General features: G+C 50.2%; 16 protein-coding genes. 12 read left to right on the top strand and 4 right to left on the bottom strand.

Going from position 1 to position 18644, the window contains the following annotated elements:
• Positions 1 to 13: 13 nt before the first annotated feature.
• Positions 14 to 2578, bottom strand: coding sequence for a DUF5686 and carboxypeptidase-like regulatory domain-containing protein (locus tag EII41_RS08170; protein WP_185711870.1), 2565 nt, complete (start codon positions 2576 to 2578; stop codon positions 14 to 16).
• Positions 2579 to 2750: 172 nt separating this feature from the next.
• Here EII41_RS08170 and EII41_RS08165 point away from each other — a divergent pair, with 172 nt between their 5' ends.
• The 9 genes from EII41_RS08165 (at position 2751) to EII41_RS08125 (ending at position 13784) form a co-directional block, all read left to right on the top strand.
• Complete coding sequence (locus tag EII41_RS08165; protein ID WP_124790188.1) at positions 2751 to 4415, top strand: putative transporter; 1665 nt, start codon at positions 2751 to 2753, stop codon at positions 4413 to 4415.
• A 54-nt stretch (positions 4416 to 4469) separates the two neighbouring features.
• Positions 4470 to 5165 carry a sugar phosphate nucleotidyltransferase gene (locus tag EII41_RS08160; protein ID WP_124790187.1) on the top strand — a complete coding sequence of 232 codons (696 nt, stop codon included), beginning with the start codon at positions 4470 to 4472 and terminating at the stop codon, positions 5163 to 5165.
• 39 nt (positions 5166 to 5204) lie between these two features.
• A complete protein-coding gene (locus tag EII41_RS08155; RefSeq protein ID WP_124790186.1) occupies positions 5205 to 6062 on the top strand; it encodes a hypothetical protein in 858 nt (285 codons plus the stop codon).
• The gene (locus EII41_RS08150; protein WP_124790201.1) at positions 6062 to 6982 is read left to right on the top strand and encodes a CDP-alcohol phosphatidyltransferase family protein; all 921 of its coding nucleotides are present in this window, start codon (positions 6062 to 6064) and stop codon (positions 6980 to 6982) included. The genes EII41_RS08155 and EII41_RS08150 overlap by 1 nt, the downstream gene beginning before the upstream one ends.
• Positions 6979 to 7710 (top strand): HAD family hydrolase, encoded by a 732-nt coding sequence (locus EII41_RS08145; RefSeq protein WP_124790185.1) that lies wholly within the window; start codon positions 6979 to 6981, stop codon positions 7708 to 7710. Before EII41_RS08150 ends, EII41_RS08145 begins: the two co-directional genes overlap by 4 nt.
• A 41-nt stretch (positions 7711 to 7751) precedes the next feature.
• Positions 7752 to 8195 (top strand): DUF6769 family protein, encoded by a 444-nt coding sequence (locus EII41_RS08140; RefSeq protein WP_124751890.1) that lies wholly within the window; start codon positions 7752 to 7754, stop codon positions 8193 to 8195.
• Between the two features lie 75 nt (positions 8196 to 8270).
• Positions 8271 to 9509 (top strand): efflux RND transporter periplasmic adaptor subunit, encoded by a 1239-nt coding sequence (locus EII41_RS08135; RefSeq protein ID WP_124790184.1) that lies wholly within the window; start codon positions 8271 to 8273, stop codon positions 9507 to 9509.
• A gap of 13 nt (positions 9510 to 9522) precedes the next feature.
• Complete coding sequence (locus tag EII41_RS08130) at positions 9523 to 12606, top strand: efflux RND transporter permease subunit (protein WP_124790183.1); 3084 nt, start codon at positions 9523 to 9525, stop codon at positions 12604 to 12606.
• Entirely contained in the window at positions 12603 to 13784 is a 1182-nt protein-coding gene (locus EII41_RS08125) for a TolC family protein (protein WP_124790182.1), read from the top strand. The genes EII41_RS08130 and EII41_RS08125 overlap by 4 nt, the downstream gene beginning before the upstream one ends.
• A gap of 278 nt (positions 13785 to 14062) precedes the next feature.
• Here EII41_RS08125 and EII41_RS08120 read toward each other — a convergent pair whose 3' ends face one another.
• Positions 14063 to 14923 carry a sugar phosphate isomerase/epimerase family protein gene (locus EII41_RS08120; protein WP_124790181.1) on the bottom strand — a complete coding sequence of 287 codons (861 nt, stop codon included), beginning with the start codon at positions 14921 to 14923 and terminating at the stop codon, positions 14063 to 14065.
• Positions 14924 to 14951: 28 nt separating this feature from the next.
• Entirely contained in the window at positions 14952 to 16190 is a 1239-nt protein-coding gene (locus EII41_RS08115; protein ID WP_260425528.1) for a DUF1080 domain-containing protein, read from the bottom strand.
• Positions 16191 to 16307: 117 nt separating this feature from the next.
• On the opposite strand from EII41_RS08115, the gene EII41_RS08110 reads away from it, so the two are divergent.
• Genes EII41_RS08110 through EII41_RS08100 form a run of 3 tightly spaced genes read left to right on the top strand, consistent with a single transcriptional unit; the run spans position 16308 to position 18181 of the window.
• Entirely contained in the window at positions 16308 to 16835 is a 528-nt protein-coding gene (locus EII41_RS08110; RefSeq protein ID WP_124790179.1) for a thioredoxin family protein, read from the top strand.
• Positions 16828 to 17451: a bifunctional nuclease family protein gene (locus EII41_RS08105; protein WP_124751883.1), complete on the top strand. Its 624-nt coding sequence runs from the start codon at positions 16828 to 16830 to the stop codon at positions 17449 to 17451. Before EII41_RS08110 ends, EII41_RS08105 begins: the two co-directional genes overlap by 8 nt.
• A 31-nt stretch (positions 17452 to 17482) precedes the next feature.
• Complete coding sequence (locus EII41_RS08100; protein WP_124790178.1) at positions 17483 to 18181, top strand: 16S rRNA (uracil(1498)-N(3))-methyltransferase; 699 nt, start codon at positions 17483 to 17485, stop codon at positions 18179 to 18181.
• Positions 18182 to 18323: 142 nt separating this feature from the next.
• Here the strand turns inward: EII41_RS08100 and EII41_RS14745 are convergent, their stop codons facing one another.
• Entirely contained in the window at positions 18324 to 18482 is a 159-nt protein-coding gene (locus EII41_RS14745; protein WP_124790177.1) for a cysteine peptidase family C39 domain-containing protein, read from the bottom strand.
• Positions 18483 to 18644 lie beyond the last annotated feature (162 nt).

Genomic DNA, 18644 nt, shown 5'->3' with positions numbered 1-18644 from the left:
TCAATAAAAACATTCAAAAAGAAAATTGCATCTTCATCCTTAGTCCACTGTTGGGCGTATGCGGATGATTCCGATAAGAAAGTCGCCAGACATAATCGAGCCGGATAAGCTTGAAAATATTGTCAAGCCCGCAACTGATTTCCATATAAGGACGATTCTCCATCAAGTAACTGTTTTCCGGAAAGACATAAAGCCCTTCATTACCCGGTTCCCATGGATTATTCTTGTCGCTCAGATCACCATACCATCCGCGAAAAGCAAAAACCTCACGCAGTTGCAGACGTTTGATGAGTGGCAGACGGTTCAGCAAAGCTCCGTTCATAAAATACGTGACTTCCCATGACACATAACGGTCGTTGATAAACTCCATCGGATCCATCAGAGCGTATGTCTCCGGCTCGATGCTGTACGATAAGTTCGCGTTTGGAATGATAAGCAACGGATAGGGTACTTTATCCCACACTTTGCCGGCTTGCCCGTAAATATCTACATATCCGAACGGCGACATCCAGAAGCGTTTCCGAACACCGATCTCGGTACGGTTATAATGATGATCGGTACCCAGGATGCCTTTTCGGGCAAAAGTATGACTGAGCGTGATAATGGGTGCATCGAGCGTAATGGGATAACGATAATTACGCGACTGATAGAATTTCTCGTTCGGTGCCCAGCGTAACTTTACCTCCAGTTGTGCCGAGCGATAATGATCGACCGGAAAAGACGTGACACCGTCAGAACGGATTTGAGCGAACGGTACATAACGTGACGCCCATTCCGTCAGGTGACGAGCCGTAATGCCATACCCCAGTCCGTTGTAATGCTCATGATAATAGCTGAGCTCAGCCTTCTGCATATAGGTGATCAGGTTGTTTTTGCGTCGCTTAAGCATCATAAACACATTGTCCGCATTCGTATAGAGGTAATGCTGACCGATCTGATTGATATCGTAGCGATATTCGGCACGCAGATAATGAAACGGATATTCCTTGCGAAAACTTTGTTTGTTATTAAACGAATATTCGAGCAGCAAATCCCCTTTGAGCTTTTTGTCGCCGGCACCGTAAGCCAGATAACCATCCACGAAGAAACGTCGGCTAAGATTCGTCGTAGTCGTTCCGCCGAAGCGGTATCGTGCGCCTTCGAGCGCATTCCCGCTGATAAAGGTGTTCACCGGCCCAAATTCGACCGGGCTGTTCGTTTCCCAAGGCTGCACATACCCGTTAATCAGAGCACCCACAACCTTCTCCGTCCAGAAGAATGCAGGCACGGCGCGCAGTTGCGCCATCATCTTCTCGACCGAGGTCTGCGTAATCTCTTTCTCGTTCTCCCGATGTCCCTGCCAATATTCGTCCGAACGTTTCCGAGCATCTTCCGTCTCCATCACGGGATTATTCTCCCGAAAGACGGTCATATCTTCGGGAGGTTCGAACGAATGATCACGATAAAGACAAATGCGGCGGGCATAAGTGCCTTTACTTTTAGCGCTCAGTTTAAATTCGACGGTCATATCGTTTTTCGTCATCAGCCGTGTGCCGTCGTCCGTGCGCATAAAATCTTGTTCGATCCGCATAAAATCCACAAAATTCAGGTTAATGTGCCGCGGCACATTCAACTTCACCCGTTTCACAAAATAAGTCGAATCGAGCGATATATAAAGGTGTCCGGTAAAACCAAACGATTCCGAATTGAACGGCACGAACGCCAGATCAACACACGGATCACCCTCAATCAACACCGTATCAGACAAGTAATACTTATAGTAAAGTGGCCCAAATGAAGCGAGCGGACTGACGAAGCGATTCAAAAACAACGGAATATTATCCTGAAAAATATCCACTTCGCGAAAGACCTCTTCAATAAACTGTTTGACCCCGTCTTCCGAAAAGATCTCGATCAATCCGGCGCGTTTCACTCCCTGTACGACTTTACGTTCCGCAGTCGGTGACTTCCGATAATATACTTTCTCGATCAATTCTTCGTTGTAAAGCGGTAGAATCGGTTTACCCGATACCCGAGATGTATCGATATAGTTGAAAATAAAATCGATCTGTTTGTAGAGTTTTTTCTTACGTGCCTCCTCTTCGTTAAAGTCATTTTTGGCCAATATCTTCTGATCATACGTACTATAATGATAGTAATCATGTTGGCGAGGATCATTGCTTGTGCGCCGATCGATCACCTTCTCAACAAGTTCTACCGCCGGATTCTTTTTTCTGGAATATTTCTCTTTCCCGGGTTTAACGACAATATCGGACAGTTCGTAAGATGTAGGCTTCAACCAGATCGTCACATTATTTTTAGCACTTGTTTTCAGCGGGAGTTCAATCTCCTCATAGCCCAGAAACGAAACATGCAATACATTCCCGGGAGAGGTAGCCTGTAAGGAAAAATGGCCTCTGTTGTCCGTTACCGTGCCGATCGTCGTTCCTTTCAGCATTACCGATACGGCAGGCATAGCTTCATGAGTTAACGAATCTTTGATATATCCTTCTACATGGATCGTATATTGCGCAAACCCTTTTCCTGCCCCCAAAAACAAGCATAACAAAAAGGTACATAAAAGGCTCCTTAGTTTCATCTTACCGTTCTAAATGATATGATTCATGCAAAAGTCGCCTTTTTCTTTTAAAAACAAAAGTCTATTTTACCTATATTCTGTTCATTCTATATTTTTTTGTATCGCGGACTCCGCTTTCTCGCCATAACTGTTTTATCTTTTTTATCTTTGCGCCTCGTTTTAATAGGTGAAGATGGATTGGTTGAATGGTTTATTTGTAGAACACTCCGCCTTGCAGGCTGTGGTCGTGCTTTCGCTTATCGTCGCAATAGGGTTGGCATTGGGCAAAGTACATATAGGCGGAATATCTTTGGGGGTTACATTCGTTTTCTTTACAGGCATTTTAGCCGGTCATCTCGGGCTTTCCGTAGATGATAAGATGTTGGCTTATGCTGAAAGTTTCGGATTAGTCATCTTCATCTATTCTCTCGGTTTACAGGTCGGTCCGGGTTTTTTCAATTCATTTCGTAAAGAAGGGATTACACTTAATATGCTATCGATGGCGCTTATCCTGATCGGGACCGGGTTAACCGTTCTGCTTTCATATCTGACCGAAGTATCGTTACCGGACATGGTCGGTATTTTTTGCGGAGCCACCACAAACACTCCGGCCTTAGGAGCGGCACAGCAGACCTTGAAGCAGATCGGCCTGGATAGCAACATCCCTGCCTTAGGCTGCGCCGTAGCTTATCCTTTAGGGGTGGTCGGGGTAATTTTTGCCGTCTTACTTATTCGGAAAGTGCTCGTTCGTCAAGAATTACTGAACAAGGCCGAAAAAGAAGATTTTAAAAAAGTATATGTAGCCGCTTTTCAAGTACATAATCCGGCAGTCTTTGAAAAAAGCGTTCAGGATATCGTCCGGATGAGCGATCTGAAATTTATCATCTCGCGTTTATGGAGAGACGGGCATGTAAGCATTCCGACATCGGAGAAGATATTGAAAAAGAACGACAGGTTATTGGTCATCACATCGGAAAAAGATGTGCAAGCCTTAACGTTCCTGTTCGGTCAACAAGAAAATACGGACTGGAACAAGGACGATATCGACTGGAATGCTATTGATACGGAGTTAGTTTCGAAACGTATTGTTGTGACTCGTCCGGCGTTGAACGGTAAGAAGTTAGGTTCTCTCCGTCTACGTAACCATTATGGGATCAATATCAGCCGTGTGTTTCGCTCGGGTGTGGAGTTGCTCGCTACTCCCGAATTGGTGCTTCAGTTAGGAGACAGGTTGACGGTCGTAGGCGAAGCTGCAGCGATCCGAAACGTGGAGCAGGTCTTAGGGAATGCCGTCAAAGATTTGGAAGAGCCTAACCTCGTCGTAATTTTTATCGGTCTTGTTTTGGGATTGGCTTTAGGGTCCGTTCCTTTCTCGTTTCCGGGTATCACGACACCGGTGAAATTGGGTTTAGCGGCAGGCCCTATTATCGTCGGTATCTTATTGGGCACATTCGGTCCTCGCATCCACATGATTACGTACACAACGCGCAGCGCCAATCTGATGCTTCGCGCGATCGGTCTTTCCATGTACCTGGCATGTCTGGGGCTGGACGCGGGCACGCATTTCTTCGAAACGGTATTTCGCCCCGAAGGACTTTTGTGGATTGCGATCGGCGCAGGGCTCACTCTTATACCGACCATTATTGTAGGAGCAGTAGCCTTAAAGGTCATGAAAATCGACTTCGGGACGGTTTCGGGCATGTTGTGCGGAAGCATGGCTAATCCGATGGCGTTAAGCTACGTCAACGAAACGATACCCGGAGATAACCCTTCGATCGCTTACGCGACTGTTTATCCGTTGGGAATGTTTGCCCGGGTCATCATTGTGCAGGTTCTATTGATGTGCTTGCTGGGATAATTTCGTTATCTGGAGGAAAAACGATACCTTTGCCCGTCAAAAAATAAACATACTATGGATTATGCAATTATCGCTGCCGGTGAGGGTTCCCGTCTCGTTCAGGAAGGTATGAAAACACCTAAACCCCTGATCCGTTTACACGGAGTACCGTTGATTGACCGGCTGATTCATATTTTCTTGAAGCATCATGCCACGTCGATCAGTATCATCGTGAATGAAGAGATGACGGAAGTGCAGACGCATCTGAAGGCTCTTTCGTTGCCGGTACCGTTTCATTTGTTGGTACAATCCACCCTCAGCTCGATGCATAGCTTTCATGCGTTAAGCCGCTTTCTGACCGGCGATCGGTTTTGTCTGACCACGGTCGATACGATCTTTCAGGAAGATGAATTTACACGATATATCCGTACATTCAAGCAGGAATCGACTTTGGATGGCTTGATGGCCGTTACAAATTTCGTGGACGATGAGAAGCCGCTCTATGTAAAAACAGACAATGAGGGGAGAATCCACGCTTTCCTTGATACAGCAGATAGGACCTGTCATTTTGTGTCGGGAGGCATCTATTGTCTGAGAAAGACAGCGCTCCCGGTGTTGGAACAGGCGATGAAACAAGGTATCTCACGGATGCGAAACTATCAACGCCTGTTGGTGAGCGAAGGATTGCATTTGAAAGCCTATCCGTTCGATAAAATTATCGACGTCGATCACATCAGTGATTTGGCTAAGGCAGAAATGTTTTTATCGTGACACGGACTTATCGGGATATTATTTCAATGATCAATCAACATGAATACGCATAAGGTAGCCGGTATTCGCCGGGGAAACCGTTTTTCTCCGAATCATATAGGAAATGACGCCGCCATTTTTTCATTGACGGCTGATCATCTGCGTCGTATGGGATGCACGGTGAACGAATATATCGAATCAGACCTGCTGGTTCGAAACATCGAAGCCGATATCGTTTTTAACATGGCACGTGAACAACAGACGGTACGTAAACTACAACGTATGGAAGACGAAGGATGCCGGGTCATCAATTCGGGTTACGGCATTGAAAACTGTACCCGTGAGAAGATGACGCGTCTTTTAGTGTCTGCCGGGATAGCCCATCCGAAAAGCCTGATACTTCAAACGGACGACGATCCGACGGAGGCGCTCGAGGAGGCCGGCCTGCATCATTGCTGGATCAAACGCGGAGATTTCCACGCCATCCATCGGGAAGACGTGACATACGTTCGCCACTGCGAAGAGGCCAAAGGCATTTTTCATGAATTTGCCGTGCGAGGAATCGAATCGGCCGTTGTCAATGAACATCTGGTGGGCGATCTGGTCAAATTTTACGGTGTGTACGGAACGGACTTCTTCTATTGGTTTTATCCGTTCGAGGTGCATCACGGAAAGTTCGGGCTTGAACAAATCAACGGTGCAGCCAAGGGATACTCTTTCGATCTGAATCATTTACGAAGAATATGCGATCAGGCTGCCGAAGTGTTGAACGTCCATATTTATGGCGGCGACTGCATCGTATCGGAAGACGGCACGGTACGACTGATCGACTTCAACGACTGGCCGAGCTTTGCACCCTGCCGTGACGAAGCGGCGCCGCATATCGCCGAATGTATTTACCGTTTCATGAAACCATGATGGCACACAACACACAGAAAAAGGATTTGGAATCCACACTCAAATCACTGGATACGGAAGAGTTTATCGATATACATTTTTATCGTCCGCTGGGTTATCGATGGGCTCTGCTTTTCGAGCGGATGGGTATATCGCCGAATGCCGTCACCGTGGCGGGAATCTTTATCGGAATCGCCGCCGGTATCTGTTTTTACTACCCTTCGCTGACGATCAACGTAATCGGGATGTTACTCCTTATCTGGGCCAATATGTACGACAGCGCCGACGGTCAGCTGGCGCGTATGACCGGACAAAAATCACCGTTGGGACGGATTCTCGACGGCTTCTGCGGCGATGTCTGGTTCTTTGTCATCTACGTCGCCATTTGTTTGCGACTCATGCCTGTCTGGGGCGGATGGATTTGGCTCATAGCCATCATTACGGGATTCTTCCACGGTAAGCAGGCTGCCATGGCCGATTACTACCGGAATATCCATCTCCTTTTTCTGAAAGGAAAAGCCGGTAGCGAGCTGTCCCATTCACCGGCCGTAAAGGTGAATTTCGAGAAGATGACCTGGAAGCACGATTTTATCTACAAACTCTTCGAGATGTTTTACCTGCGCTACACACGCGGACAGGAACGATGGACGCCTCGCTTTCAGGAGATGATGGACGTCATCCGGAACGATTATCACGGCGAAGCGCCGGAATGGTTTCGCAAAGCTTTCCGTACGAAAAGTCTGCCGTTGATGAAATATACGAATATGCTGTCGTTCAACACACGTGTTATCGCGTTATTCGTAAGCCTTTTGATCGATCAACCGTGGCTTTATTTCGTCTTCGAACTAACGGTGCTCAATGTCATGCTCGTTTACATGGTGACGAAGCATGAACGTATTTGCACCGACTTTACTCACTCATTAAAGAACCAACAACAATGATCAATATAAAAGCTATTCAAGGGATCGTGTTCGACTACGGCGGTACGATCGACAGTAACGGGCTGCATTGGGCGGAAGTGATCTGGCAAGCTTATCAGGCGGAAGCTGTCCCCGTGACGAAAGACGTTTTCCGGCAGGCTTACGTATATGCCGAGCGGACGATGGGGCAACTTCCTTTGGTGAAACCGGAGCATACGTTTGCCGATATGATGCGTATTAAGACCGACTTGCAGATCGAGTGGCTTCGTGAGAACCGGCATTTGTCGGACATGGAAGCCTCGCGCGAATTAAAACGCAGCCTGGCCGGTCGCTGCTATACGTTCGCGGCACAGTCGACGGCTGCGGCGCGCCCCGTTATCGAGGCGCTGGCCGAGAGCTATCCGCTGGCCATGGTCTCCAATTTTTACGGAAACCTTCGGACGGTGTTGAAAGATTTCCGTCTTGATGTGTATTTCCCGCTCGTGATCGAGTCGGCGGTAGTAGGCGTTCGCAAACCCGATCCGCAAATCTTCCAATTGGGCGTCAATGCCCTGAACATGCCGGCTACGCATATCGCCGTGATCGGAGACTCGTACGATAAGGATATCGTTCCTGCCACCGCCATCGATTGCCGTACGGTCTGGCTCAAAAACATCGGCTGGAAAGAATATGCCGGCAACGAGACGGCCGACGTCGTGATTTCGGACTTTTCGGAGCTGAAAACGGTTTTTAATTTGTCATCATCTTAAAAAACATATACCTTTGTCCACCGGAAGAAAGTAAAAATCGGATGAAGCATAAACGACATATCATGCAATGGGTCGTATGGATAAGCAGCGTATTCTTCCTGTTTTCGGCCACGGCCCCCCATCATCATCACGATGGTGGGAAAGTTTGCTTTATGTCTTTCTGGGGAGATGGAGCCCAACACGCCTGCTGTCATACGTGCGGCGAAACTTCTCCGAACGACCATGCTCATCACCATCCTTTACAGACATGCGATGATTGCGGAGCGACCGTGTCCGTCACCCTGACACAGGATCACGATACCCACGCGGCTGTGACGCCTATACTCATTCCCATCTTCGTATTCCTGAATTATCTCTATCCGGCCGAGTTGGAACAAGCCGGTCTGTGTTTCTCCCGAAAACATCCTTCCTTTTATTACATCGAAGCGCTCCACGATACGTGGATTGCACGTGCTTCGGGACTGCGCGCCCCGCCTCTTTTTTAATGAACCGAGAATCATTTCAGGCTGATTGCAGACATACTGTACTCAGCGATTATTCATTCATTAAAAAAGTCAGTTATGAAACATCGAACCTTTATTTTATTGTGGGCGGCTTGCGCCTGCATACTTGCCGGGTGTGGGGGCTCATCCACACAAAAAGACGAACATCCACACGCTCATGATGAACATTCACATCATGAGCATGAGCATCAACACGACCATGACCATACACATGACCATGACGGAGAGGAGCATGATCACGACTGTGAAGAAGAGACCCATGAAGCAGTGGATAACGAGATTATCTTCACAGCCCAACAGGCCAAGGCCGTAGGTTTGGAAGTCAGCACCGTAGCGTCCGGCGCGTTTTGTCAGGTGATCAAAGCCGGCGGACAAATCTTGTCGGCACAAGGCGACGAGGTGACGATTGCCGCGACATCGAACGGTATCCTTTCTTTTTCCGGCTCTGTAGTCGAGGGTGTGGCGGTACGTGCCGGCGAAGCCATCGCATCGATTTCGGCCAAAGACATTGCCAACGGCGATCCGGTAGCACAGGCGCGGATTACGTACGAAACCGCCGAGAAAGAGTTTCGGCGTGCCGAAGAACTAGTCAAAGATCAAATCATCTCGACACAAGAATTCGAACAGACCCGCCTCCGTTACGAAACGGCGAAGACCTCCTATCAGGCGTTTGCCGGTAAAGCGGGAGCACACGGCGTAAGGCTCACGACCCCCATCGCCGGATACCTCAAAAACCGGTTTGTCAATCAGGGAGAGTTTGTAGCAGTCGGCCAGCCTGTCGCCACCGTTTCACAGAACCGGCGGTTACAATTGCGTGCTGAGGTTCCCGAAAAATACTTCAGAGACTTACAGTATATCGGCAGCGCGAATTTCAAGGTGTCTTACAGTGACCGGATATACAAACTGAGCGAACTGAAAGGGCGGCTGCTGTCGTTCGGGAAGTCGGCCGGACAAGCGTCGTTTTATGTCCCCGTCACTTTCGAGTTCGACAACATCGGCGATATCATGCCCGGCGCTTACGCCGAAGTGTACCTGCTTTCCACGCCGCGTCCCGATGTCATTACGTTGCCAATAAAGGCTGTAACCGAAGAGCAGGGGCTTCACTTCGTTTACGTTCAACTCGACGAAGAGGGCTATCTGAAAAGAGAAGTAACGTTAGGTGCCGACGACGGCGAACGCGTGCAGATTCTTTCCGGAATACATGCGGGAGACCGTGTCGTGACACAAGGCGTTTACCAGCTGAAGCTGGCAGCCAATGCCAACGTGATTCCGGAAGGTCATAGTCACAGTCATTAAAAACCGGACGGATATGCTGAATCACATTATACGATTTTCATTGAATAATCGGCTGATCGTGCTTGCCGCGGCCGTATTATTGCTTTTTGCCGGTACGTATACGGCCATGAACATGGACGTGGACGTCTTCCCCGACCTGAATGCGCCGACCGTAGTCGTGATGACCGAAGCGAAAGGAATGGCGCCCGAAGAAGTAGAGCGGTTAGTCACGTTTCCGATAGAGACGGCCGTCAACGGAGCGACGGATGTGCGCCGCGTACGTTCATCGTCGACCACCGGCTTCTCGGTCGTATGGGTCGAGTTTAACTGGGGAACGGATATCTACCGTGCGCGCCAGATCGTATCGGAAAAGCTGGCGATGATCGGAGAATCTTTACCGTCGAACGCAGGAAGGCCGACGCTGGGACCGCAATCGTCTATTCTCGGCGAGATGATGATTATCGGACTGACGGCCGATACGACCTCGATGGAGGAACTGCGAACGATCGCCGACTGGAGCATTCGCCCGCGCCTGCTGTCGACGGGCGGAGTAGCGCAGGTGGCCGTATTGGGAGGCGATATCAGGGAATATCAGGTGTTGCTGAATCCCGAAAAGATGAAACATTACGGGATCGGTCTGGACGAGGTGATGAAAGTAGTTCGCGACATGAATCAAAACGCGTCGGGCGGGGTCTTATACGAATACGGAAACGAGTACATCATCCGTGGCGTGATCTCCACCAACGACGTCGATGCCCTGTCGAAAGCCGTATTGAAACGCGTGGGCGAGGTACCGCTGTTGCTGGGCGACGTGGCCGACGTACGTACCGGCGCGAAGATGCCGAAACTCGGCGTAGCCTCGCACCGCGCCAAGCCGGCCGTATTGCTGACGGTAACGAAACAGCCGCATACGAGTACGCTCGATCTGACGCGGAAGCTCGACGCCTCCATCGCCGAATTGCAAAAAACGATGCCCCGCGATGTACAAGTGGCAACCGACATCTTCCGGCAGTCGCGATTTATCGAAAGTTCGATCGGCAACATTCAACGCTCGCTGATCGAAGGAGCTGTTTTCGTCGTGATCATCCTGTTTATCTTCCTGATGAACGCACGGACGACGCTGATCTCGCTCGTCACCATTCCCCTGTCGCTGCTCGTCGCCATCGTTGTTCTGCGATTGATGGGACTGACGATTAACACGATGAGTATCGGAGGGATGGCCATTGCGATCGGCTCACTCGTCGACGATGCAATCGTCGACGTCGAGAACGTCTACAAACGTTTGCGCGAGAACCGGATGAAGCCCGAGGCCGAGCGGCGCGGAGTGATTGCCGTTGTGTTCGACGCCTCGCAGGAGGTGCGGATGCCGATCCTGAACTCTACCTTTATTATTGTAGTCAGCTTCGTGCCGTTGTTCTTCTTGTCGGGTATGGAGGGACGGATGTTGGCGCCGTTGGGCGTTGCCTTCATTGTGGCGCTGTTTGCCTCAACTCTCGTAGCGCTGACGGTGACCCCCGTGTTATGCAGTTTTCTGCTCACGGCAGACCGCCAGACAAAGAAAAACAAAGAGCCGTTCGTGGTGCGTCATCTCAAGGCAGCTTACGAACGCGCTTTAGACCGGACGCTGACCCATCGGAAAGCTTCGTTCGGCATTACAGGCGGAATCGCACTCATGGCACTTGTCGCTTTTTTCATGTTGGGAAACAGTTTTCTGCCGTCGTTCAACGAAGGTTCGTTTACGATCAACGTAAGCACGCTGCCGGGCATCTCGCTCGAAGAGTCGGACAAGGTAGGCCGCCGGGCGGAAGAATTACTGCTTTCGATTCCGGAGATACGGACGGTGGCGCGTAAGACCGGACGCGCCGAGTTAGACGAGCATGCGTTGGGAGTCAATGTCTCTGAAATCGAAGCGCCGTTCGAACTTTCCGGACGGTCAAAAGAAGAGGTCGTTGAAGAAGTGCGCGAAAAGCTGAAAACACTTTCGGGCGTAAATATTGAGATCGGGCAACCCATTTCGCACCGTATCGACGCGATGCTGTCGGGCACACAAGCCAATATTGCCATCAAGCTGTTCGGTACGGATCTGAACCGTATGTTCGCGCTCGGCAACCGGATTAAGACGAGCATCGCCGATATCGAGGGGATCGCCGACCTGAACGTAGAGCAGCAAATCGAACGTCCCCAGATCAAAATCGAGCCGAAGCGTGAGATGCTCGCCAAATACGGTATCACCCCTGCCGAATTCGGAGAGTATGTATCGGTCATGCTCGGTGGAGAAGTCGTTTCGCAGGTATATGAAGGCAATCGCTCCTTCGATCTGACGGTAAGAGTCAATGACGAAAGCCGGAGCGGCATCGGCCGGATCAGCGACCTGATCATCGATGCCGACGGACGGAAAATACCGCTGAGTTACGTGGCCGACATTGTTTCGTCCGGCGGGCCGAATACGATCAGCCGCGAGAACGTCAGCCGCAAAATTGTCGTTTCGGCCAATGTATCGGGGGGCGACCTGCGGGGGATCGTCAACCGGATACGCGAGCGCATCGATGAGCAGATCGTGCTTCCCGAAGGGTATCACATCGAATACGGCGGACAGTTCGAGAGTGAACAGGCCGCATCGCGCACGCTACTCGTCACTTCCATACTGTCTATCTTCGTTATTTTCCTGCTGCTTTACAACCAGTTCAGGAGCATGAAGCAGTCGGCCGTCGTGCTGCTGAATCTTCCGTTGGCGCTAATCGGCGGCATCTTTGCCATCTTCTTCGCCGACCGAATCATCAGCATCCCCGCCATCATCGGATTCATTTCGCTCTTCGGCATTGCCACACGCAACGGCATGCTCCTGATCGATCGATACAACGACCTGAAACGTAGCGGACTGACACTGCTTGAAAGTGTACGGCAAGGCTCATCAGACCGGCTCAATCCTATTCTGATGACAGCGCTTACCTCGGCACTGGCACTCGTTCCGCTGGCCTTGGGAGGCGATCTGCCGGGTAATGAAATTCAGAGTCCGATGGCCGTCGTGATTCTGGGCGGATTGCTGACTTCTACGCTGTTGAACGGCTTTATCATCCCGATTATGTATCTGTTAATTCATAAAAAGCAAGACGTATGAAAAAATATATGATGACAGGAATCGCCGTGCTGCTGACCATCGCGGCACAGGCGCAGACGACAATGGACGACGTACTGCGTCAGGTAGAAACGAATAACCTCGAGTTGCAGGCTGCCCGCCAATATTACGAGGTGCAATTGCTCGAATCGAAAAGCGAGAACAACCTGCCCGATCCATCGGTGAGTTATTCGCATCAATACGGTAATCGTGCGGAAATGGGCGCACAAGGTGAACTGGTCGCGTCGCAGTCGTTCGAGTTCCCGACGGTTTACGGGCAACACAGCAAGCTGACGACCGTTCGCCAACAACTCTTCGCGTCGCAATACACCGGTGAGCGTCGTCAGGTATTGCTCAATGCCAAAGAGGTCTGCCTCGATTTGGTGTGGCTCAACCGGCGGCGACAGCTCCTTCGCAAGCGGCGACGCGACGCCGAGCGGCTGGCCGAACTGTACGACGAGCGTTTGAAGAAAGGAAATGCCAATATATTGGAGACGAATAAAATCAAGCTCGAACTCTTAAACGTAAAGACGGAGGAACGGCTGAACGAAACGGAACGAGAAGGCAAACTGCGCGAACTGGCCACGTTGAACGGCGGGCACCCGGTCGCATTCGCCGATACGGTTTATCCCTCGCCCGACGAGCCGCTCTCGTGGGACGCGCTACGTGACGAAGCGTTGGCTTCCGATGCCACATTACAGGCATTGCAATACCGGCAGACCGAAGCGCAGCGGCAGATCGGCGTAAGCCGCGCTCAGGGACTGCCCGGACTGGAGCTGGGCTATCGGCTGAACACGGCTACCGGCGGCGATCGATACAACGGCTTCGTCGTGGGAATGAGCATCCCGCTCTTTTCAAACCGCCATCAGGTGAAGAAAGCGCACCGTCAGAGTCATTATGTAGCGTTGCAACGCGAAAGCGCTACGGTACAAGCCGAGAACCGCCTCATGCAACTCTATGACCGGTTGCAGGTGCTCCGCGCTTCGATGGACGAATTCGATACCGTGCTCAAGAGTCAGGACAACCTGACCCTGCTGAATAAAGCGTTGCAAGCGGGACAAATCTCCATGATCGAGTATTTTGTCAGCATCGGTACGCTCTATCAAAGCACCGACTATCATCTGCAATTGCAAAACGAATACTACAAAGTGCTGGCCGCGATTTACAGCTATAAGCTTTGATAACAACAAAGTAGAACACAATACTCGGAGAAAGAGAAGAAGTGTCATTCATATCGACCGGATCGATAAGCACGTATCGACTGCATCGATAAGCACGTATCGACTGTATCGATAAGCACGTATCGGCTGTATCGATAAGCACGTATGCGATGCCCTCATAAGCACGTATGCGACGCCCTCATAAGCACGTATCGAACGGGTGGATAAGAAAAGGCGGTTTGTCAAAACATTGCGTTATGACACACCGCCTTCTGTTTGTGAATCCGAAAGAAAAAAACTCAGGGAAACAGTTCTTCGACCGTCTGATGGAAATATTCGATACACTTCCGGATATCCGGCACCGAATTCTCCCAGTTGGCTTCGTACTCGATCGAGAAAATGCCTTCAAACTGCTGACGTTTCAACTCTTCGAGCATGCCTTTCATATCCAGACTGCCGGTGCCCCAGATCACATCGTCCTGCCAGGTCGCGCCTTCCTTTTTCGGTGCGACATCTTTGAAGTGTAACGACCGCACACGTCCCTGCAACATTTTCAAGCACTCGACCGGATCAAGCCCTTCGCGACGCCAATGACCGACATCGGCACAGGAACCGATGCGCACATCGCGTGTCGAGATGTGTTTCAACACGTTTTCGGGTGTCCAATAGTCCGACGGCTGCGGATGATTATGGACAGACACTTTCAGATCGTACTGTTTGGCCAGACGTTCTATCAGGTCCCAGTCTTTCGTCGCCGGTTCGCACGTGATGAATTCCATCTCCATATCCTTGGCCAGTCGGAACATCTTCTCCCATGTCGAGGCATCGTCGGTCATGTACACCCCCGTACCCACGAAACGGATCTGCTTCGAGGCGGCAAGCGCTTTCAGCTCTTCGCGCGTTTGTGCGTCGAGGTCGTAGCCGAACACCCGATCGCCCCACCGTCCGCCCAGCTTATGGCCGGGATAGACTTCGATGTGATGAATCCCCAGCTCCGCTACTTTGTCGAGCGCTTCTACGAGCGTAAACTTATGGAACGTATACGATTGCACAGACAACCGCCAACCGTTTTTCTCCGCCTTGCTCTGTGCCGGACAAACAGTCGGTAAAAAGCTGCATAGAAGGGTAACGACCGCTCCCAGCCATATCGTTCTTTTCATCTTCTGGATCGTTATCGTGAGGGAATGATTACAATGTTTTCACCCGGATGTTACGCCAAAGCACTTTAATACCGCCTCCGTCATGTATTTGCAGAGCGATACGGCCTTGACCGGCACCGATCTTCTCGTCCTGAATGTCGACCATCTGTTCGCCGTTCAACCAAGTCGTTACCTGATTGCCGACTACCCGGATACGCATCGTGTTCCATTCTCTTTCTTTGAGGAAGTTCTCGCGATCGTCCGGAATCTGGATCAGCCATCCACGGCCGTACGACTCGTAGATACCGCCCGTATCGAATCCTTTCGGAGCCACTTCCACCTGCCAGCCGTTCACTTTCGCTCCTTCTTCTACGAACGAACGGATGAAGATACCCGAGTTGCCATCGGCTTCCTGCTTGAAGTCGGCCGTCAATTCGAAATCGTTATAATATTTGGGTGTGGCCAGATAACCGTACTGCTTATCGGGACCGCTCTCGCAAACGAGCAAGCTGTCTTGTACATACCATTGCTCCGTTCCGTAAGCATCCCAGCCCGTGAGGTCTTTGCCGTTGAATAATTCTTCTTCTTCCGTCTTGCGCGGCAATTCACGGATTTTGATATTGCGGAACCATGCCGGATAACCATGATCCTGCAAGCAAATCAGCCCTTTGCGTGCCAGACCGTACTCGGGCGCATTCTCCCACTTGCCGCTGTTCTTACGTCCGAACCAATCGTCCGACCATGCTTCGAATTCGATCGTTTTCTGTCCGTTCATATAGTACTCCACATGTCCGTTGTCGAAGACGATTTTCGAGGTATTCCATTCGCCGGCGGGACGTACGTTCATCGTCGCGAAATCAGGCAGATACATCGCATAATCCACGCCGCAACGCTGCCAGTCTTCCAACGGTTCGGCAAACCCTTTGTCGTCGATCAACTGGTATTCGGGACCGGTCACATACGGCACCTTGTACTGCGGGCGCTCCACCACGTGATAAAGCAATCCGCTGTTACCCCCCTTCGAGATTTTCCAATCCCATTGCAACTCGAAATTTTCGTAGATACGATCATACACGATGTATCCGTTTTCATCGCTGCCGCCGCCATCGGCCTGAATAACTCCGTCGACCACCTCCCACGGACCGGTCAGGGTCTGACCATTGTAATCACGCCAGCCTTCGAGCGTCTGACCGTCGAACAACAACTGCCATCCCGCGGCTTTTTCTTCCTCGGTCAACACATTTTGCGGTTTCTCGGAACATGCTGTGAATGCTCCGAATAAAACCATCACACATAAATAGTTCATGCACTTCATCATAAAAACAATTTTAAAATTTTCAAAAAACTCCACAAAGATAGTCATTCTTTGTAAAATGATTATCTTTGTCCGGTGAAAACAAAAAGAATGAAAGGTAAACGGATTATGCTGAGCGTTGTCTTATTCTTCTCCGCTTTGTGCGGAGCGAAAGCCGAACATCAGACATGCGCCCCTCCGGTTAAAGCGGGCAATTTCACCTACACATTGAGTTCAGGACAGAAGGATTCGCTTTACGCGCTCACATCGGAATGGATCTTGCTCTATTTTTACGAGCCGACCTGCGAAGATTGCCGCTTACTCACCGAACAAATCGCCGGATCGGAAATCCTGCGTCACCTCTTTGCCGAGAAGAAATTGCAGGTGCTGGCCATCTATCCGGACAATGACCGGGAGCTTTGGAAAAGCCATGCTTCGCATCTGCCGCAGCAGTGGATCAACGGGTATGATGAACACTTGTCGATTATCCCCGAAAGCAACTATCTGTTCCGGTCGCTACCGGCGCTTTATTTGCTGGATAAAGAGAAATATATTCGTTTGCACGAAACAACACTCGAAGCCATCGAAAAAGAAATAAGTAAAGTAAGAGGAATAAAGGAGGAATCAAACAATGGATAAGAAAATCAGATTAATTGTGCAGGGACTGACGAACAGTCAGGTCCAATCAGGGGCTTATGCGTTGATTTTGTCGGAGAACGGGCCGCGCCGTCTGCCCGTCATCGTCGGTGTTTCGGAAGCGCAGTCGATCGCGATCGCGTTGGAAGAGCTAACCCCTCCCCGCCCCTTGACACACGACTTGTTCGTCGGCTTGATACAATCGTTTAAGCTCTTTCTTTCGGAAATATTCATTTATAAATTCGAGGAAGGAGTGTTCTATTCGGAACTTATCTTCTCGGACGGAACGAACGAGGTGCGTATCGACTCGCGCACGTCGGATGCCGTAGCGATCGCCTTGCGGATAGGATGCCCGATATATACGCTCGAATCGATTATGCAGCAATGCGGAGTGGTGATTGATGAAGGAGCGGTCGAAAACGAAACGCCGGTGTTATCGAAAGACCTCAATCCCGAAGAGATTCACGACCCGGAGAAACTGCGCGAATGGCTCAATATGCTACAACGTGCAGAACTCGAAGAGCGGATGCAGAAGGCCATCGGCGAAGAAAAATACGAATCGGCCAAGATTTACCGGGACGAGCTGAACCGCCGCGATCAGTTCGGCGATATACAATAAACGACACCTTATATAAAGAGGTATTTCACGCATGCAGCTTTTCTACGCTCCCGACATTGCAACGAATCCGCTCTTGCCCGAAGAAGAATCGAGACATTGCACAAAGGTACTGCGTCTGACAGTGGACGATACCTTGATGCTGACCGACGGCAAAGGATCGTTTTACCGGGCTGTGATTGCCGAACCCCATCCGAAACATTGCCGGGTAACGGTTGTAGAACACCTACCGCAGGCGTCGTTATGGCCGTTCCGGATCCATCTGGCCGTAGCGCCGACGAAGAATATCGACCGCATGGAATGGTTTCTCGAAAAAGCGACCGAAGTAGGCATCAATACCGTGACATGCCTCAACTGCCGTTTCTCGGAGCGTCGAGAGGTAAAGACCGAACGGTTAGAGAGAATCCTCGTTTCGGCCATGAAGCAATCGCAGAAAGCACACCTGCCTCGGCTTATCGGAATGAGCGACTTCGGCGATTTCGTCGCCCGCCCGTTTGAAGGACGGAAAATGATTGCGCATTGCCACACTCCGGACTTGCCTTTGATTCGTTCGGCCTACCGTCCGGGCGAAGACGCGCTGATACTGATCGGCCCCGAAGGAGATTTCAGCAAGGAAGAAGTGGAGCTGGCCGAAGCGCATGGCTTCACAAGTATTTCGCTGGGGAAAAGTCGCCTGCGCACCGAAACAGCCGCCTTCACGGCCTGCCATACCCTCCATGTCCTGAATCAATAAGAGGCAACCTCCCGCACCGACAAACACCGTATATTCAAGTATTAAATGCAACAACGTTTTACAAAGATGAGAAAAATATCTTTTTAGGAGATTTGAAGTTTAATTTTTTCGGAGTGTATACTCAAGAAGAGGGACAATACCCTCAGCTTACTGACGCCCAGTCCCTCCCTTCTTTACTTAGAGCACAATACTCACAGATTTTCTCATGATTAGGATTACGACTATAGAGCTTGATTATCATAGCTAGGTATGCTGAACCACAATCCATAGCATCTTTTCGTTTTACAAATTTCAATCTCATTGTTTACTTCAAAATCGCAGATGGTATCCCATACTGCTGCCCAATCTCATTATTTTGTCGCACCTTCTTCCCATACCCAAAGGTATAAATAGTTGCTCCTTAAAATATATTCATTAAACTGTTTGTCAATAAAATAAATGGAATAATTATTGGATATTCTTG

Source organism: Tannerella forsythia (assembly GCF_003860135.1).
GTDB lineage: Bacteria > Bacteroidota > Bacteroidia > Bacteroidales > Tannerellaceae > Tannerella > Tannerella forsythia_A.
The sequence above is the reverse complement of the archived record's forward strand: the minus strand, read 5'-3'. Positions and strand labels throughout refer to the sequence as shown.

Coding starts and splice junctions, on each gene's coding strand:
- EII41_RS08170 (WP_185711870.1), bottom strand. CDS start 2,578: ATGAAACTAAGGAGCCTTTTATGTACCTTTTTGTTATGCTTGTTTTTG.
- EII41_RS08165 (WP_124790188.1), top strand. CDS start 2,751: ATGGATTGGTTGAATGGTTTATTTGTAGAACACTCCGCCTTGCAGGCT.
- EII41_RS08160 (WP_124790187.1), top strand. CDS start 4,470: ATGGATTATGCAATTATCGCTGCCGGTGAGGGTTCCCGTCTCGTTCAG.
- EII41_RS08155 (WP_124790186.1), top strand. CDS start 5,205: ATGAATACGCATAAGGTAGCCGGTATTCGCCGGGGAAACCGTTTTTCT.
- EII41_RS08150 (WP_124790201.1), top strand. CDS start 6,062: ATGGCACACAACACACAGAAAAAGGATTTGGAATCCACACTCAAATCA.
- EII41_RS08145 (WP_124790185.1), top strand. CDS start 6,979: ATGATCAATATAAAAGCTATTCAAGGGATCGTGTTCGACTACGGCGGT.
- EII41_RS08140 (WP_124751890.1), top strand. CDS start 7,752: ATGAAGCATAAACGACATATCATGCAATGGGTCGTATGGATAAGCAGC.
- EII41_RS08135 (WP_124790184.1), top strand. CDS start 8,271: ATGAAACATCGAACCTTTATTTTATTGTGGGCGGCTTGCGCCTGCATA.
- EII41_RS08130 (WP_124790183.1), top strand. CDS start 9,523: ATGCTGAATCACATTATACGATTTTCATTGAATAATCGGCTGATCGTG.
- EII41_RS08125 (WP_124790182.1), top strand. CDS start 12,603: ATGAAAAAATATATGATGACAGGAATCGCCGTGCTGCTGACCATCGCG.
- EII41_RS08120 (WP_124790181.1), bottom strand. CDS start 14,923: ATGAAAAGAACGATATGGCTGGGAGCGGTCGTTACCCTTCTATGCAGC.
- EII41_RS08115 (WP_260425528.1), bottom strand. CDS start 16,190: ATGGTTTTATTCGGAGCATTCACAGCATGTTCCGAGAAACCGCAAAAT.
- EII41_RS08110 (WP_124790179.1), top strand. CDS start 16,308: ATGAAAGGTAAACGGATTATGCTGAGCGTTGTCTTATTCTTCTCCGCT.
- EII41_RS08105 (WP_124751883.1), top strand. CDS start 16,828: ATGGATAAGAAAATCAGATTAATTGTGCAGGGACTGACGAACAGTCAG.
- EII41_RS08100 (WP_124790178.1), top strand. CDS start 17,483: ATGCAGCTTTTCTACGCTCCCGACATTGCAACGAATCCGCTCTTGCCC.
- EII41_RS14745 (WP_124790177.1), bottom strand. CDS start 18,482: ATGAGATTGAAATTTGTAAAACGAAAAGATGCTATGGATTGTGGTTCA.